Source organism: Pseudomonas sp. KH_021 (assembly GCF_057838865.1).
In genome coordinates this window covers 2,006,000-2,020,924 of sequence record NZ_CM174477.1, presented here as the reverse complement: position 1 = coordinate 2,020,924, position 14,925 = coordinate 2,006,000, and the positions used below count along the sequence as shown (strand labels likewise).

15 protein-coding genes are annotated in these 14,925 nt (G+C 59.0%); 7 read left to right on the top strand and 8 right to left on the bottom strand.

What is annotated here, in order from left to right:
• The first annotated feature begins 180 nt into the window (after nucleotides 1–180).
• On the top strand, nucleotides 181–2,106 hold the full coding sequence (locus tag AC3IX4_RS09460) for an alkaline phosphatase D family protein (protein ID WP_489260283.1): 1,926 nt from the start codon (nucleotides 181–183) through the stop codon (nucleotides 2,104–2,106).
• 41 nt (nucleotides 2,107–2,147) lie between these two features.
• On the opposite strand, the gene rssC is transcribed toward AC3IX4_RS09460, so the two are convergent.
• The 3 genes from rssC to AC3IX4_RS09445 all read right to left on the bottom strand — a co-directional run bounded on the left by rssC (nucleotide 2,148) and on the right by AC3IX4_RS09445 (nucleotide 5,259).
• Entirely contained in the window at nucleotides 2,148–2,630 is a 483-nt protein-coding gene (rssC, locus tag AC3IX4_RS09455) for an anti-sigma factor antagonist RssC (protein ID WP_489260282.1), read from the bottom strand.
• Complete coding sequence (gene rssB / locus AC3IX4_RS09450; protein ID WP_489260281.1) at nucleotides 2,627–3,811, bottom strand: two-component system response regulator RssB; 1,185 nt, start codon at nucleotides 3,809–3,811, stop codon at nucleotides 2,627–2,629. The genes rssC and rssB overlap by 4 nt, the downstream gene beginning before the upstream one ends.
• Before the next feature lie 746 nt (nucleotides 3,812–4,557).
• A complete protein-coding gene (locus AC3IX4_RS09445; protein ID WP_489260280.1) occupies nucleotides 4,558–5,259 on the bottom strand; it encodes an MlaA family lipoprotein in 702 nt (233 codons plus the stop codon).
• Nucleotides 5,260–5,441: 182 nt separating this feature from the next.
• Here AC3IX4_RS09445 and pcrP point away from each other — a divergent pair, with 182 nt between their 5' ends.
• Both pcrP and AC3IX4_RS09435 read left to right on the top strand, forming a co-directional pair.
• Nucleotides 5,442–6,044: an HAD superfamily inactivated hydrolase PcrP gene (gene pcrP / locus AC3IX4_RS09440; RefSeq protein WP_489260279.1), complete on the top strand. Its 603-nt coding sequence runs from the start codon at nucleotides 5,442–5,444 to the stop codon at nucleotides 6,042–6,044.
• A 121-nt stretch (nucleotides 6,045–6,165) separates the two neighbouring features.
• Nucleotides 6,166–6,429: a DUF4404 family protein gene (locus AC3IX4_RS09435; protein ID WP_489260278.1), complete on the top strand. Its 264-nt coding sequence runs from the start codon at nucleotides 6,166–6,168 to the stop codon at nucleotides 6,427–6,429.
• A gap of 185 nt (nucleotides 6,430–6,614) precedes the next feature.
• Here the strand turns inward: AC3IX4_RS09435 and queF are convergent, their stop codons facing one another.
• Nucleotides 6,615–7,445, bottom strand: coding sequence for an NADPH-dependent 7-cyano-7-deazaguanine reductase QueF (queF, locus tag AC3IX4_RS09430; RefSeq protein WP_489260277.1), 831 nt, complete (start codon nucleotides 7,443–7,445; stop codon nucleotides 6,615–6,617).
• Nucleotides 7,446–7,502: 57 nt separating this feature from the next.
• Nucleotides 7,503–7,967 carry a cupredoxin domain-containing protein gene (locus tag AC3IX4_RS09425; RefSeq protein WP_489260276.1) on the bottom strand — a complete coding sequence of 155 codons (465 nt, stop codon included), beginning with the start codon at nucleotides 7,965–7,967 and terminating at the stop codon, nucleotides 7,503–7,505.
• A 152-nt stretch (nucleotides 7,968–8,119) separates the two neighbouring features.
• Here AC3IX4_RS09425 and AC3IX4_RS09420 point away from each other — a divergent pair, with 152 nt between their 5' ends.
• Together AC3IX4_RS09420 and AC3IX4_RS09415 are read left to right on the top strand one after the other, a co-directional pair.
• Nucleotides 8,120–8,800: a heavy metal response regulator transcription factor gene (locus tag AC3IX4_RS09420; RefSeq protein WP_489260275.1), complete on the top strand. Its 681-nt coding sequence runs from the start codon at nucleotides 8,120–8,122 to the stop codon at nucleotides 8,798–8,800.
• Nucleotides 8,800–10,158 (top strand): heavy metal sensor histidine kinase, encoded by a 1,359-nt coding sequence (locus AC3IX4_RS09415; RefSeq protein WP_489260274.1) that lies wholly within the window; start codon nucleotides 8,800–8,802, stop codon nucleotides 10,156–10,158. The genes AC3IX4_RS09420 and AC3IX4_RS09415 overlap by 1 nt, the downstream gene beginning before the upstream one ends.
• A 9-nt stretch (nucleotides 10,159–10,167) precedes the next feature.
• Here AC3IX4_RS09415 and AC3IX4_RS09410 read toward each other — a convergent pair whose 3' ends face one another.
• The 3 genes from AC3IX4_RS09410 to AC3IX4_RS09400 all read right to left on the bottom strand — a co-directional run bounded on the left by AC3IX4_RS09410 (nucleotide 10,168) and on the right by AC3IX4_RS09400 (nucleotide 13,424).
• Entirely contained in the window at nucleotides 10,168–11,412 is a 1,245-nt protein-coding gene (locus AC3IX4_RS09410; protein ID WP_489260273.1) for a lipoprotein-releasing ABC transporter permease subunit, read from the bottom strand.
• A 70-nt stretch (nucleotides 11,413–11,482) separates the two neighbouring features.
• On the bottom strand, nucleotides 11,483–12,166 hold the full coding sequence (gene lolD / locus AC3IX4_RS09405; protein ID WP_489260272.1) for a lipoprotein-releasing ABC transporter ATP-binding protein LolD: 684 nt from the start codon (nucleotides 12,164–12,166) through the stop codon (nucleotides 11,483–11,485).
• A gap of 7 nt (nucleotides 12,167–12,173) precedes the next feature.
• Nucleotides 12,174–13,424 (bottom strand): lipoprotein-releasing ABC transporter permease subunit, encoded by a 1,251-nt coding sequence (locus AC3IX4_RS09400; protein ID WP_489260271.1) that lies wholly within the window; start codon nucleotides 13,422–13,424, stop codon nucleotides 12,174–12,176.
• Nucleotides 13,425–13,518: 94 nt separating this feature from the next.
• On the opposite strand from AC3IX4_RS09400, the gene AC3IX4_RS09395 reads away from it, so the two are divergent.
• Together AC3IX4_RS09395 and AC3IX4_RS09390 are read left to right on the top strand one after the other, a co-directional pair.
• Nucleotides 13,519–14,106 (top strand): PilZ domain-containing protein, encoded by a 588-nt coding sequence (locus AC3IX4_RS09395; RefSeq protein WP_489260270.1) that lies wholly within the window; start codon nucleotides 13,519–13,521, stop codon nucleotides 14,104–14,106.
• A gap of 54 nt (nucleotides 14,107–14,160) precedes the next feature.
• Nucleotides 14,161–14,883 (top strand): glycerophosphodiester phosphodiesterase, encoded by a 723-nt coding sequence (locus tag AC3IX4_RS09390; RefSeq protein WP_489260269.1) that lies wholly within the window; start codon nucleotides 14,161–14,163, stop codon nucleotides 14,881–14,883.
• Nucleotides 14,884–14,925: the final 42 nt, after the last annotated feature.

Below are 14,925 nucleotides of genomic sequence, written 5' to 3'. Positions count from 1 at the left end.
TATTTATATACTTACACTTACATTTGAAGGAATAATTTCCTACATACAAAATAGAAACTTGAGTTATTGCATTTCAAATAATATAGTCAGCTCTCGCGAACGAGCCGAACCCGGTTCAGCTTTATCGACAGCCCGCAAAGACCCAGGTCGCCTCCTGCACGAGTAGAGTTATCCGCCCTCATGCCTGCCCCCACCGATTACTGCTCCACCCTTGCACCTGTTTTGGTCGGCCCGATGTTGCGTCGCATCGAGGCATCCCGGTTGGTGATGTGGCTCGTGGGCTCAAAGCCCTTACCACTGACGCTGCGCCTGACAGCAGGTCGCAACGCGTCAGAGCATCGACTTGACGAAGAAAGCTGCCAGATCATTGCCATTGGTGAGCATGCCTTCATCCATTTGATCGATCTGAAGCTCCCGTCAGCGCTGCCCTGCGACGAACAAATCGACTATGACTTGCTCATCACCGATGCCTGCGGCACGCGGCAGGGGATCGCGCAATGGGCCCCACACCTGCTGTATGGCCAGGCACATCAGCCCAATTTCGTGGTGCGCGCGCGGCTTGACCACCTGTTGCATGGCTCCTGTCGCAAACCCCATCACCCGACCGCCGACGGCCTGCTCTGTGCTGACCGATTGCTGGCCAGCCAACACGATGCCCATGAACGCCCCGCGCTATTGATGATGAGCGGCGATCAGATCTACGCCGACGATGTGGCCGGCCCCATGCTGCGGGCCATTCATGCGTTGATCGAACGTCTTGGCTTGTTTGGCGAGCAATTGGAAGGGGCGGTCGTTACCCATAGCGATGCGTTGTATACGCACCCAGCCAGCTACTATCAGCGGGTGGACCTGCTGCCTGCCCTGCAGCGCAACCAATCTGTACGCGAACGTTTCTTTGGTGGCGTCAGCAAACCGATTTTCACCAGCAGCAGCGCTGACAATCACCTGGTGACCTTTGCCGAAGTGATGGCGATGTATCTGTTGGTGTGGTCGCCTACACCCTGGACACTGATCGATCCGACCGCACCTGAGCTGACGCTCGAACAGCGCGAGCGTTATGCACTGGAGCAAACCCACATCGATGCCTTCAAGGCAGGATTGGATGGGGTAGCAAGAGTATTTGCCCACCTCCCTTGCCTGATGATCTTCGACGATCACGACATCACCGATGACTGGAATCTCAGCGCGCAATGGGAACAGACCGCCTATGGCCACCCTTTCTCCCGTCGGATCATTGGCAACGCGCTGATCGCTTACCTGCTATGCCAGGGCTGGGGAAACTATCCCGATGTGTTTACCCAGCCACTCAAAAGCCTTAAAGCGATGATCCCCGGCTCAGGCACGCAACTGAACGCCTCCAGGCAAGACGCCTTGATCGATCAATTGCTGCGCTTTCACGATTGGCAATATGTGCTTCCCACCACACCCGCCCTGATGGTGCTGGACACCCGCACCCGCCGCTGGCGCAGTGAAAGTGACTTGCAACGGCCCTCCGGCCTTCTGGACTGGGAAGCGTTGTGCGAATTCCAGCAAGAACTGATCGACCACCCGAGCGCTATTGTGGTGTCACCCGCGCCACTTTTTGGGGTCAAGCTCATCGAGACCATACAACGAGTATTCAGTTGGCTGGGTTATCCACTGCTGGTGGATGCGGAAAACTGGATGGCTCATCGTGGTGCCGCGAAGGTGATCCTGAATATCTTTAGACACTCACGCACGCCGGGGAATTACGTGATTCTGTCAGGAGACGTGCACTATTCATTCGTCTATGAAGTCGTGATCCGTCACCGTGACCGCGGCCCGCGGATTTGGCAGATCACCAGCAGCGGGATCAAGAATGAGTTCCCAAGGCGCCTACTGGACAGTTTCGATCGCCTCAACCGCTGGTTATATGCCCCCCGCTCGCCATTGAACTGGTTCACCAAGCGACGTGAAATGGACGTACTGCCCCGCACACCCGCGCACAGTAAATCCGGCGAGCGCTTATGGAACAGCGCAGGCCTGGGGCAGGTATTTTTCAACGAGCAGGGGCAACCCCGGGAAATCTTTCAGATGAACGCCGACGGCTCGACATCTACAGAGTTTTTACAGGGGGAACGCGAATAAGGGAGTTTAGCCAGTGCGCCTGCGGGCGCCCTGGAAAACGATCAGGTGCGCTCCAGAGCGTTGACCAAATCGTGAAAAGCTTCACGATTGGAGTCGTTCAAGCCCATCAGGATTTTGTGCGCCTCCAACACCTTGGCCTTGACTACGTCTTCGGACTGGTCTTGCGAAGGCAGGTCTGCCAGGCACTCAGGGCAAGGGACCGGCTGGTTGACGATATTGAAAACCTGATCGAAGCCCATCGACTGCAGCAGCCGGGTGATGTCTTCGTGAGTGGTCACCACGGTGGGTAAAAGACCCACTTTCTGCCGCGAAAGGATCGACAACTTGGCCAGCAAGCCCAAGGTTGTGCTGTCGATACTGCGCGTTTCAGTCAGGTCGATGACGATCGCCGAAAAATTCAGCGCCGTGAAGATCCGCTCAATAGTCGCATCCAACGCTGAGCAAAGGGTCAGGCGTACTTCACCGACGAACTTCAGCACAAAGGTGCCTTCCTGCTCGGCAAACTGGATTCTACCGGTACTCATTGAAGATTCCTGCTTAACACCAATAGGGCGATATCATCCGGCATCTCCCCAAGCGTAGCTAAACCAAACCGATGCCGCAGGCCATCCAGGCTGCCGCCCGCGGCACTGACTATTTCAGGCAGTGCCGCTTCTTTATCTTTGAGTGTCTCGCCGGGCAAAAGGTCCAGAATGCCATCAGACAACAACGTCAGGCTGAAGCTGGGTGGCAGCTCCAGCACATGATCGGTGTAAGCGGCTTCATTGAACAATCCCACAGGCAGGCCACGACCTTCCAAATAGCGCGTTTGCCCCGGCGTATACAGCACAGGCAACGGCAAATGCCCACCAATGCTGTAGGTCAGCAGCCCGGTGTCTTCATCGATCACACCGCCCACCATTGTGACATGCTTGCCCAGCTTGCAGTTGATCAGGCCGCGGTTGATATGGCTCAACACTTCCGAGGGCTTGAACGAGCGCAAAGCACTACTACGCTTGAACTCGAACAACAGCCGGGTGGTCATGAACTTGAGCAATACGGTCACGAAAGCCGAAGAGGCGCCATGGCCCGACACGTCCGCAAGGTAAAACGCGATACGACGCTCGTCCACCCGGAAGTAATCGACAAAGTCACCGGACAAGTACAACGACGGGATGATCTGGTGCTCGAACGCCAGGTCATCCGCCTGCCACGGGCTTTCGGGCAGCATGTTCATCTGCACCTGACGACCAGCAGTCTGGTCCTCCTGCAGTAGATGCAGGCTCGCCTCCAGCTCGCGGTTGGCCGTTTCGAGTTTCTCTCGGTAGCGTTGGTTTTCCATCACTAGACGAGCGCGATCCAGCGCGCGGCGAACCGAGTGCTCGAGCACGGCGAGGTCTTCCAGCGGCTTGATCAGGTAATCGGCAGCGCCCAGGCGTAGGGCCTCGACTGCGTCGTTCATGACACCTGCGCCCGACACTACGATAACCGGCAAGTCCGGTGCACGCTCGGTCACCTGACGGATCAGCTCAAGCCCGCCCACCTGCGGCATGCGCAAGTCACAAATCACAAGATCGGGCTTTTGTTGCTCGAATACCTGGAGACCTTGCAGGCCATTGCTTGCCTGCAGGACGCTGAAGCCACTGTCTTCAAGGTAGGCCGCAAGGCTTGCGCGCACTACATCGTCATCATCGATTATCAGCAGTGTGGCACTGGGTTTCTGCATGTGGGCAAACGGCGCCAGAAATTAAGTTGACGTAGGAAGCCAGGCCAAGCCTGAACACACTACCGGAATCACTTCTAGCCTCTCTGCTATGAGTTGTAGGACAAGAAGCCCTACACAGCAAATCCAGAGGTGCCCTGTAAGGCGCAGACGGTACTCCCATCCGCCAAGCGTTTCAAGCTCACACCGATGGTCGCTTGAGGACTTTTCCTACGTAAATCACCAAGGGTTATAAAAAACCGTCCGCGCGTGACACAAAGGAAGGTTGGGGAGGATTTCAAGAGCGCCATACCCTTGGCTCGTATTTATTTGAAACAAAGAAGGCATTAGCCACATGGTGCCCGTCTTGGGTTTTCCTTTGCTCTTGAGATCGAGCGCCGCCCGCGCGGCGCATCGCGGCTAAAGCCGGCTCCTACATTTGTTGCAACGCACCATGGCCTGTGAGATTGGCGTTGCCAGCCACGCGCAATCGCGCAACCCCCACCGAAACCAAAAAAATCCAGAGCCGAACCACCAAGGCTAACAACGCCGATCCTGCAGGCCATGGCACGTTGCAACCAATGTGGGAGCCGGCTTTAGCCGGCGAATGCGCCGCGCGGGCGGCGCTCGATTTGGGCAACAGCGCAATACCCAAGGCAAGCGCCTGGAAGCCTTGATACGGCCTTCCTCCCTTCATTCACAGGGTAAACCGCAGAGCTAAGCGCAAGCAGAGGCTTAACTGATTGGGCCTTCTGTTGCTACACGCTCAATCAAAAATCGTCCTCAACCTCGCCATCCTTGACCTTGAACTCACGGTTCTGCAGGTAGGCGTTGCGAATAAAGGTGTATTTATCGCCATTGATCAGCTTTTCGGCTGGTAGCAATGCGGTGCGCATGTCCACGACTTTGACCGCTTCTGCCACGTTCCGGGTGGGGATGTGATCCATGTAGCGATAGGGTGCGGTATAGGTGTCCGGGTACTTGGCAATGGCATCGCGAACGGTGCTCGGACCCAGTAACGGCAGCATCACATACGGGCCACTGCCTACGCCCCAATAACCCAGGGTCTGGCCAAAGTCTTCATCGTTGCGCTGCAGGCCCATTTTGGTGCCCACATCGAAGAAGCCCAGCAGGCCGAAGCTGGTATTGAAGATCAAACGCGCGGTATCGACGCCTGCCGCCTGCGGCTTGAGCTGCAGCACGTTGTTGGCCAGGTTGCCGACATCACCAATGTTGTTGAACACATTGTGAATGCCGTCTTCAAGAAACTGCGGCGTAATTGCCTGGTAGCCTTGCGCGATCGGTTTGAGCGCGTAGGTGTCGACGGTATCGTTGAATCGGAAGATGGGCCGGTTAATGCCTTCCCATGGATCCTCCTCCGCGGCCTGGGCCACCATCGGCACCAGCACGACACTTGCACACAGGCAGGCACGGGCCAGACGATCGATCAACCCCTCACCGATCAAACGCATACGTTTACTCCTCGACAATCACGGTGGCAGGCAAATTGCCTGCGCAAATGAATGCAGTATAAAGCGTCTGCTAAAAATTAGGCACAGATGGCACTTTGGTGCCACCCAATGTCATCCCATCGACATAGCTCTGTCATGCACGTGCGGTACGCTTGAGCGCTATTTGTCACGGATGATTTGCCATGCCATCTCCCGCCCCCAAGGTAACCGCCCTTCTGTTCGGCCTGCGCGGTTGCCTGGTGGACTTTGGCGCCCAGGCCTGCGCGAAGCCAGACCAGGCCGTCACCTCAGTCAAGCCAACGCCAGGCGCTTTGGAAACCCTCAATGCCCTGCGCGTACAAAACATCCCTTGCGCCTGGCTGGACGAGTTGCCGGCCCAGACCGGACGCAAGCTGGCCGCCAGCCTGCCGGACTGGATCACCGCCATCAGCAATCCGCCCAAGCAAACCCCGTGGCCAGCACCGGATGCCTGCTGGCAGGCCCTGATGCACCTGAAAACTCCGTGCATCGACGGCTGCATACTGGTCAGCGGCGATCCAAGGCTTTTGCAATCAGGGCTCAACGCCGGCCTGTGGACCATTGGCTTGGCCTCCTGCGGCTCGCTCTGCGGGCTCTCTAGCCAGCAGTGGCAAGCGCTGGATGCCCGCCAGCAGGAACTCAAACGCAGCAAGGCGACGCTGGCGCTCTATGGTTTGGGCGTCCACTCAGTCATCGACCATCTGGAAGAGCTGCAGGACTGCCTGGCCGATATTGGTCAACGGCGCCTCAAAGGCGAGCGCCCTTGAATATTGCAATTGATCGGGATCATGCAGACCGCGCGCAAGTGGATTAATCTGAAAGCAGGCCATGAACCTTTCAAGCGCCAAGCGGGTCCATGGCTGTGCCTATTATTAAAGGGAGATCGCCATGCCTGCCCGCGAACTGCAAGAGAAACTCGATACCTTGCGCGAGCAATTGGAACAGAATCCACCGCTTTCCCTTGAGGAACGCGACGAGCTTCACAAATTGATGGAACAGCTCGACGCCCAGATAAAACTTGAGAATGCCGCCCCGGAGACAAGCCTGGTCGATGGCGTGAACCTGGCGGTAGAACGCTTCGATGCCGAGCACCCAGCGCTGACCCAGACCTTGCGCAACATTGTCCAGACACTACAGAGCATGGGCATCTAAGTCTTCCCTGCGGCATGCTTATCGCGGGTAAACCCTGCTCCTAGCAGGCGGGGTTGCGCCACCGTCAGGGTAGGAGCCCGCCTTGCCGGAGTGCCGGACCACTGCGATGGCCGCGCCGCGGTGTATCAGGTAGATCGTGTTGTCCTGATCGCAGGTAAACCCTGCTCCTACCGACCGCCTGCCGGTTACTGACGAACCAGACGCAGGTTCTGTACCTTCAGCGCATCCGTGCTGCGATAAGGGTTGATATCCAACCCACCACGGCGCACATAGCGCGCAAACACCGTAAGGTGTTCGGGCTTAAGCAAGCGCTGCAGATCCAGGAAGATCCGCTCTACGCATTGCTCGTGGAAGTCGGCGTGCTGGCGAAAGCTGACCAGATACTCCAGCAGGCTGGCATGATCCAGCGCCGCCCCACGATAATGCACGCCCACGCTGCCCCAGTCTGGCTGGCCGGTCACTGGGCAGTTGGACTTGAGCAAGTGGCTGTGCAGGCTCTCTTCGACGATGCGCCCGGCATCGCAACGCAGCAGTTCGGGTTGCGGCTGCTCATAGTTGCTGATGGTGATATCGAGCTCGTCGATGCAAACACCTGGCATCGGCGCGACCCCTTCGGCCTGAACCTCGGCCAGGCTGCGAATGCGCACGCCAACCGGCTTGCCCGCAGCGCTCGACAAGTCCCGCTCCAGGCAACCGACCAGCGCCTCGTTGGACTCGAAGGGTGTCTGATTGAGCGAGTTGAGGTACAGCTTGAACGACTTGGACTCAATGATATTGGGCGAGTCGGCGGGAATGCTGAATTCGCCAATGGCCACCACCGGCTTGCCTGATGGCAGCAACCAGGACAACTCGAAGCAGTTCCAGAAATCCACGCCCTGATAAGGCAGGGTTTCGGCGGTCAGCCCCAGCTCTGCCCATTTGGCTGTCCGTGGAATCGAAAACAGCAATGAGGGAGTGTAGGTAGAGATGTATTCGCTGGACTTGCCCAACGGCGAGTGTTCGGCTGCGGGATGCATGGCTAAAACCTGGACTGGATAAACCGCCATAGTCTATCGGTTTTGCCCCCTTCCTGGCTATTTGACGACCGCAAGCTTGCCCACCATGCCGGCCTGGTAGTGCCCCGGGACATTACAGGCGAACTCCAGCGGTTGTGCGCTGGTAAAGGTCCAGGTCAACTCAGCCGTTTTCCCGGGCTCGACCAGCACCGTATTGGGATCTTCATGTTTCATCGGGTGCCCCATGGCAGCATGCGCCTGCATCTGGAGCATTTCCTGTTGATGACGGGCATGCATGGCCGCATCACCCAGGTTGAACTCGTGGGCCAGCTTGTCGTTGTTATGCACGACAAAGCGTATTGTCTCCCCTGCCTTGACTTGCAGCGCACGCGACTCAAAGAACATGTCGCCCATGTTCACCTCCACTGTGCGCTGCGCCTGGGCAGTCGGTGCCGGATGGCCGAAATTGAAATGCTCACCGGGCGAGGCCATCAGCGGCAGGCTCAGTACCATCAGAAAAGCGGCTAAAGCCGTGCGCTTCATCGTAACTCCTTCAAGCGATATTCAAGCTATGCGCCACTGTAGACAGTCACCGCTGGCGTTGAGCTGACGAAAAGATTACAACTTTGTCAGTTTGTGCAGATTGGGCGCCAAAGCGCGGTATAAAGCCCGCCTCGTCACGCCATGAGGGCTCCATGAAACTGCTGATCGTCGAAGACCAACCGAAAACCGGCCATTATCTGCGCCAAGGGCTGAGTGAAGCCGGTTTCAGTACAGAATGGGTCACCGATGGGCTAGAAGGCCAGCACCTGGCATTGACCGGTGACTACGCCCTATTGATCCTTGATGTGATGTTACCGGGCCGCGATGGCTGGCAGATCCTCCAGGCCGTGCGCCAAGCCGGGCTGGATCTGCCGGTGCTGTTTCTGACCGCCCGCGATGCGGTCGAAGACCGGGTACACGGCCTGGAGCTGGGCGCCGACGACTATCTGGTCAAACCCTTCGCCTTTTCCGAACTTTTGGCTCGCGTACGCACCTTGCTGCGGCGCGGCTCAAGCGCCCCACAGGAAACCGCCCTGGCCCTGGCCGACTTGCGCCTGGACTTGATCCGCCGACGAGTGGAACGAGCCGGCCAGCGCATCGACCTGACGGCCAAGGAGTTTACTCTGCTCGAACTGCTTCTGCGCCGCCAGGGTGAAGTGCTACCCAAATCGCTGATCGCCTCCCAAGTTTGGGACATGAACTTCGACAGCGACACCAATGTGATCGAAGTGGCGATTCGTCGTTTGCGCCTGAAGATCGACGACGCCCACAAACATAAGCTAATCCATACCGTGCGCGGCATGGGCTATGTACTGGAAGAGCGTCCCGCCTGATGCGCAAATTGTCCCTGAGCACCCGTCTGGCCTTGCTGTTTGCCGGCTGCACAGCCGTGGTCTCACTGACAGCCGGGGTGCTGTTCAATCGCGCCAGCGAAGCGCATTTCATCGAACTTGACCAACAATTGCTGAGCAGCAAATTGCCGGGCCTGCGTCAGGCCCTGGAGGGTCTGGAAACCCAGGCCGATCTTATCGCCCACCTGGATACCTTGCGCCAGGAGCTCAATCATCAACCGGACCTGAAGCTGCGCATTCAGGGCCGCGACGGCCAGGTCTGGTTCGACAGCGAGCCGGGCTTGCCCTCCCCCGCCCCCACGACGGAATTGGCCACCCTGCAAAGTAAAGGTAGTGACTACCGCACGTTGAGCACGACCTTGAACCCACAGCAAGGCGATTCACCGCGACTGATACTGCTGCTCGACATCACCCACCACCAACACTTCCTGCAACGCATGCAGCGGCTGATCTGGATGACGGTCGGCCTCTCAGCCCTGGCGACCGCGCTGCTCGGCGCCTGGGCTGCCCGAAGCGGGCTGCGGCCCTTGAGACGCATGAGCGAAGTCGCTGCCGAAGTGTCTGCACGCTCGCTGACACTGCGCTTGCCGCACTCGCAAATGCCGTCCGAGCTGGCCGATCTGGCCCAGACCTTCAATGCCATGCTTGAACGCCTGGACGACGCCTTCCAGCGGCTGTCGGCATTCTCCGCCGACATTGCCCACGAACTGCGCACGCCTCTGTCCAATTTGCTCACCCACACCCAAGTGACCCTGACCCGCCCGCGGACACTTGAGGAGTACCGTGAGACCCTGCACGGCAACCTCGAAGAACTGCAATGGATGGCCCAATTGGTCAATGACATGCTCTATCTGGCCAAGGCTGACCATGGGCTGCTGATACCCCATTGCGCGCCCTTGTCGATGGCCGAGGAAAGCGACGCCTTGCTGGAGTTTTTCGCGCCACTGGCCGAAGACTCCGGCATCCGCATGAGCCGTGACGGCGATGCCAGGCTGGCCGGGGACCGCAGTATGCTGCGCCGGGCACTGTCCAACCTGTTGGACAACGCCCTGCGATTCACACCGTCAGGGGGAGAGATCCGCACCACGATCCTGCAGGCAGACAAACAGGTCAAGGTGCAGATAGAAAACAGCGGTGCGGGCATCGACCCCAACCTGTTGCCGCGCCTGTTCGATCGCTTCTACCGCGCGGACCCTGCACGCCGGGAGGGCAGCAGTGAACATGCAGGGCTGGGCCTGGCCATCACACAGTCGATCATCCGTGCCCATGGCGGCACGATTCGTTGCGAATCGGCGCCAGGCTGGACACGGTTTGACATCGAGTTGCCTGCCAACGCGTAAACGGCAACGTTACTCGTAGCGCAGGGCATAGGCCGGTTCGATCTGGGCCGCACGCCAGGCCGGGTACAGGGTGGCCAGAAAGCTCAGTGTGAGGCCGGCAGTACAGATCAGCGCCACATCGCCCCACTGCAATTGCGAGGGCAAGGTGCTGATGAAGTACACATCCGAGGTGAAAATATGCTGACCGGTCACCCGCTCGATCCAGCCCACCAGCTGGCTGACATTGAAGGCAGCGATCACCCCCAGCACCCCGCCGATCAAGGTGCCGACCACGCCGATCACCGTCCCCTGGACCATGAAGATGGTCATGATCTGCCGTGGTGTCGCGCCAATGGTGCGAAGAATCGCGATGTCGGCGCCCTTGTCATTCACCACCATGATCAGGGTGGCGATGATATTGAACGCCGCCACGGCGACGATCATCAGCAACAACAGACCAATCATGGTCTTTTCCATCTTCATTGCACTGAACAGGCTGCCCTGGGTGTGGGTCCAGTCGTCGGCCTTGTACTGATCGCCCAGCCCCGCGGCAATAGCGCCTGACACCTGAGTGGCCGCGTACAAGTCCTTGACCTTCAGGCGCACGCTTTGCACCTGATTGGGCTCCCAGCGCTGCATTTGCGCCGCATCGGCCATGTGGATGAGCGCCATCGAGCCATCCAGCTCGGCGCCGACCTTGAACACACCCACCACATTCAGCCGTTGCATGCGCGGGGTAATACCACCGGGCGCCGTGCTGACTTCCGGCACGATCAGGGTCAGCTTGTCGCCCACATTCAGGCGAAAGCGCCGCGCGGTGATTTCACCGATGATCACGCCAAACTCGCCCGGCTGCAGGTCATTGAGGCGGCCCTGGACAATCTTGTCAGCGACAATCGAAACCTTGCCCTCCTGGGCCGGGTCGATGCCGCTGATCTGGATCGGCTGCATGGCGCCCTTGTAGGACAGCATCCCTTCCATCTCGGTAAAGGGAACGGCGGCAATCACTTCAGGGTTTTTCAAGGCAGCCTTGGCCACTGACTGCCAGTCGTCCAGCGGCTTGACGCCTGCGATGGTGGCGTGCGGCACCATGCCGAGGATGCGCGAGCTCATTTCGCGCTGGAAGCCGTTCATCACCGACAACACCACGATCATCGCCAGCACACCCAGCGCCAGGCCAATCATCGAGGTCATGGAGATGAACGAGATAAAGTGGTTACGGCGCTTGGCCCGGGTATAGCGGGCGCCGATAAAGATGGATAGCGGTCTGAACATTCGCGGGGGCACCGAAATAGAGTAAATGACCCGGCGTGCGCCTAACCTGCGCACGCCGCGTACGTTCGAATCAGATCGGCACCAGCCGGCCGTCTTCCAGACGCAGCACACGGTCCATTTGCCGCGCCAGGTTCAGATCATGGGTCACGACCAAGAACGCAGTCTGGGACGACGTGCTCAGCTCCAGCATCAATTCCTGGATACCTTGGGCAGTATGATGGTCGAGGTTACCGGTGGGCTCATCAAGCATGACCAGCCCTGGCCGGTTGACCAGCGCCCGAGCGATGGCAACCCGTTGCCGCTCCCCACCCGACAGCTCGGCTGGCTTGTGACTCAAGCGATGCCCAAGGCCCACGCGGGTCAACAGGGCCGTCGAGCGCTCACGCGCCTCAGGAATCGCCACACGCCCGATCAACAACGGCATGCAGACGTTTTCGAGGGCGGTGAACTCAGGCAGCAAGTGGTGGAACTGGTACACGAACCCCAGCGCCCGGTTACGCAGCAGGCCCCGTGCTCGCTCATTCAGGGCCGACAACTCTTCGCCCGCCAGCCAGACACTGCCGCTACTGGGGGTATCCAGGCCGCCCAGCAGGTTCAGCAAAGTACTTTTACCCGAACCTGAGCTGCCGACGATGGCCACCCGCTCGCCAGGGTGCAGCTCCAGCTGTAACCCTGAAAGCACTTGTACCGACTCCGGGCCTTCCTCGTAGGATTTGCCCAGGTTGCGGCAGCTCAGCACAGCTTTATCACTCATGCGCGACTCACTCATAACGTAGCGCCTCCGCAGGCTGGGTGCGCGCAGCACGCCAAGCCGGATACAGGGTGGCGAGGAAACTCAGGACCAGCGCCGCACCGCAGACCATCAGCACGTCTTCGGCCATGAGCTGCGAGGGCAGGTAATCAATGAAATACACATCGGCGTTGAGGAATTTATGGCCAATCAGCCGCTCCAGCGCGGCAATCGCGGCGCTGACGTTGAGTGCGGCGAAGATACCGACCAAGGCACCGATCAAGGTCCCGACCACACCAATTACGGTGCCCTGGACCATGAAGATCGCCATGATCTGGCCAGGCGTCGAGCCCAAGGTGCGCAAGATGGCGATATCGCCGCGCTTGTCGTTGACCACCATGACCAGGGTGGAAATGATATTGAACGCCGCCACTGCCACAATCAGCAGCAACAGCAAGCCGATCATGGCCTTTTCCATACGGATCGCCTGATACAGGTTGCCATGGGTGCGGGTCCAGTCACGGGAGTAGAACTCGCGATCACCCAGCGTCTGGGCGATCTGCCAGGACACCTGCGGTGCCTGGAACAGGTCGTCGAACTTCAGCCGCAAGCCTTGCACCTGATCGGCCTTCCAGCGGTGCAGTCGGCTCAAGTCCTCGATATTGGTCACACCCAGGTAGCCGTCGATCTCGCCGGCCCCCACATGGAAGATACCGGTAACGGTAAAGCGCTTCATGCGTGGGAACATGCCCGCCGGGGTCACGGTTACCTCAGGGGCGACGAAGGTCAACTTGTCCCCCACCTGGACACCCAGCTTGGCGGCGGCCTTGTCACCGATCATGATGCCGAATTCACCGGCCTTCAGACCGTCCAGGCTGCCCTGCTTGACGAATTGGTCGATGATCGAGACGTTGCGCTCAAGCGCCGGGTCGACGCCATTGAGCAAGACCTTCTGGACATTGCCCTCGTGGGTCAGCAAACCCTGCATCTGGGTAAAAGGGGCAACCGCCACCACCTGCCTGTTCTGCTGCACCTTCTGGGCCAGCGCCTGCCAATCGCTGATCGGCTGGCCGGACTCGAGGGTGGCATGGGGCACCATGCCCAGCACGCGGGTACGCATCTCATGGTCGAAGCCGTTCATGACCGACAACACGACGATCATCACGACAACGCCCAGGGCGAGACCGATCATCGAGGTCAGTGAAATGAACGACACAAAGTGGTTGCGACGCTTGGCACGGGTGTAGCGCGTACCAATAAATACGAAAAGAGGTCTGAACATGTCGGGGCTTGTTCGGAGGAAAGAGGAACGTCCTTGTGGCGAGGCCTGGACAGCGGAATTACACTCAGACCACCGCTGCTACCATGGGTTCGCCATGTCGACATTAGATGAAGAAGATCGCCGCGAATACTACCGTATCGACGACCGGATCGCACTGGAAATTAGCCCCCTGGATGCCGCGCAAGCCAGCGGCACAGACTTGTTGCAAGATGCTTCGCCGCTCTTCAATTTGCTCAGCGAGTTACACCTGAGCGAGTTCGAATCGCAGCATTTGTTGCGCCAGCTCAGCGACAACGATCGTACCCTCGCCGCCTTCCTCAAGGCCCAAAACAAGCGTATCGACCTGCTCACGCAAGTGGTTGCGCAAACCATCCTGGGGCAGATCGGCACACCACAACCGGCCGTGCTGTCGGAGGGCGGACTGGAATTCAGCCAGGCCGAGCCCATCGCACCAGGCTCCCACTTGTCATTGAAAATGGCATTGATGCCCCAGGCACTGGGGCTGCTATTGCGTGCCCGTGTCATCCATTGCGACAAAAAAGACGATGGCCTGTATGAGATCGGCATTGAGTTCGAAGCAGCCAGTGATGCCCAGCGACAACTGCTGGCCCGTTATATCCTGCAAAAACAGGCGCAGGAACGACGCCAGGCTCGTGAACAAAACGAATCCTGCATCCCCTAAGCTTCTGACAACCTGCCATCGGCGCTCACCGACACTTATCTTGAAGGAACGAACGTGACCCTAATCTACGGCCACCGCGGCGCCAAAGGCGAAGCTCCCGAAAATACCCTGGCCAGTTTCGAGCAGTGCCTGCAGCATGGTGTACGCCGCTGCGAGCTCGACTTGCACCTGTCCTCGGACAACGAACTGATGGTCATTCACGACCCAAGCCTCAAGCGCACCACTGACCGGCGCGGCAAAGTCGCCGAGCATACGGCCACCGAGCTTGTCACCTACGATGCGCGCAAAGGCGGCCCAGGCTGGGCTCAACCGTGCCCGATTCCACGGCTGGAAGAATTATTCGAAAAATGTGATTTCGATCACTGGCAACTGGAGGTCAAGAGCGCCTCGCAGATGCGCGCGGCCACCACGGTGCTGGCGATTCGCGAAATGGCTCAGCGCTTCGGCTTGCTGGACAAAGTCACCGTCACCTCAAGCTCGCGCGAAGTATTGAACGCGGCCCTGGACCTGACCCCGGACTTGTCTCGCGGGCTGGTCGCCGAATACGCCTGGCTCGACCCACTGAAGGTCGCCCAGAAATATGGCTGCGAATACTTGGCATTGAACTGGACACTGTGCACCCCTGAACGCCTGCTCAAGGCGCAGCGCCAGGGGTTGCACGTGTCGGTGTGGACAGTCAACGAACCCGCGCTAATGCGCAGGCTCGCCGACTTCGGCGTAGACAGCCTGATTACAGACTTTCCCGGTTTGGCCAGCGCCACCCTTGAGAATTGCTGAAATCGGTCTCCCCGGCCGGCTCAGGCCACCGGCCGGAGCCGC

What these genes read in the sequence shown, in the direction of transcription:
- rssC (WP_489260282.1), bottom strand. Translation starts at nt 2,630, where the DNA reads ATGAGTACCGGTAGAATCCAGTTTGCCGAGCAGGAAGGCACCTTTGTG.
- AC3IX4_RS09445 (WP_489260280.1), bottom strand. Translation starts at nt 5,259, where the DNA reads ATGCGTTTGATCGGTGAGGGGTTGATCGATCGTCTGGCCCGTGCCTGC.
- AC3IX4_RS09395 (WP_489260270.1), top strand. Translation starts at nt 13,519, where the DNA reads ATGTCGACATTAGATGAAGAAGATCGCCGCGAATACTACCGTATCGAC.
- AC3IX4_RS09435 (WP_489260278.1), top strand. Translation starts at nt 6,166, where the DNA reads ATGCCTGCCCGCGAACTGCAAGAGAAACTCGATACCTTGCGCGAGCAA.
- AC3IX4_RS09425 (WP_489260276.1), bottom strand. Translation starts at nt 7,967, where the DNA reads ATGAAGCGCACGGCTTTAGCCGCTTTTCTGATGGTACTGAGCCTGCCG.
- AC3IX4_RS09415 (WP_489260274.1), top strand. Translation starts at nt 8,800, where the DNA reads ATGCGCAAATTGTCCCTGAGCACCCGTCTGGCCTTGCTGTTTGCCGGC.
- lolD (WP_489260272.1), bottom strand. Translation starts at nt 12,166, where the DNA reads ATGAGTGATAAAGCTGTGCTGAGCTGCCGCAACCTGGGCAAATCCTAC.
- rssB (WP_489260281.1), bottom strand. Translation starts at nt 3,811, where the DNA reads ATGCAGAAACCCAGTGCCACACTGCTGATAATCGATGATGACGATGTA.
- AC3IX4_RS09410 (WP_489260273.1), bottom strand. Translation starts at nt 11,412, where the DNA reads ATGTTCAGACCGCTATCCATCTTTATCGGCGCCCGCTATACCCGGGCC.
- queF (WP_489260277.1), bottom strand. Translation starts at nt 7,445, where the DNA reads ATGCATCCCGCAGCCGAACACTCGCCGTTGGGCAAGTCCAGCGAATAC.
- pcrP (WP_489260279.1), top strand. Translation starts at nt 5,442, where the DNA reads ATGCCATCTCCCGCCCCCAAGGTAACCGCCCTTCTGTTCGGCCTGCGC.
- AC3IX4_RS09420 (WP_489260275.1), top strand. Translation starts at nt 8,120, where the DNA reads ATGAAACTGCTGATCGTCGAAGACCAACCGAAAACCGGCCATTATCTG.
- AC3IX4_RS09460 (WP_489260283.1), top strand. Translation starts at nt 181, where the DNA reads ATGCCTGCCCCCACCGATTACTGCTCCACCCTTGCACCTGTTTTGGTC.
- AC3IX4_RS09400 (WP_489260271.1), bottom strand. Translation starts at nt 13,424, where the DNA reads ATGTTCAGACCTCTTTTCGTATTTATTGGTACGCGCTACACCCGTGCC.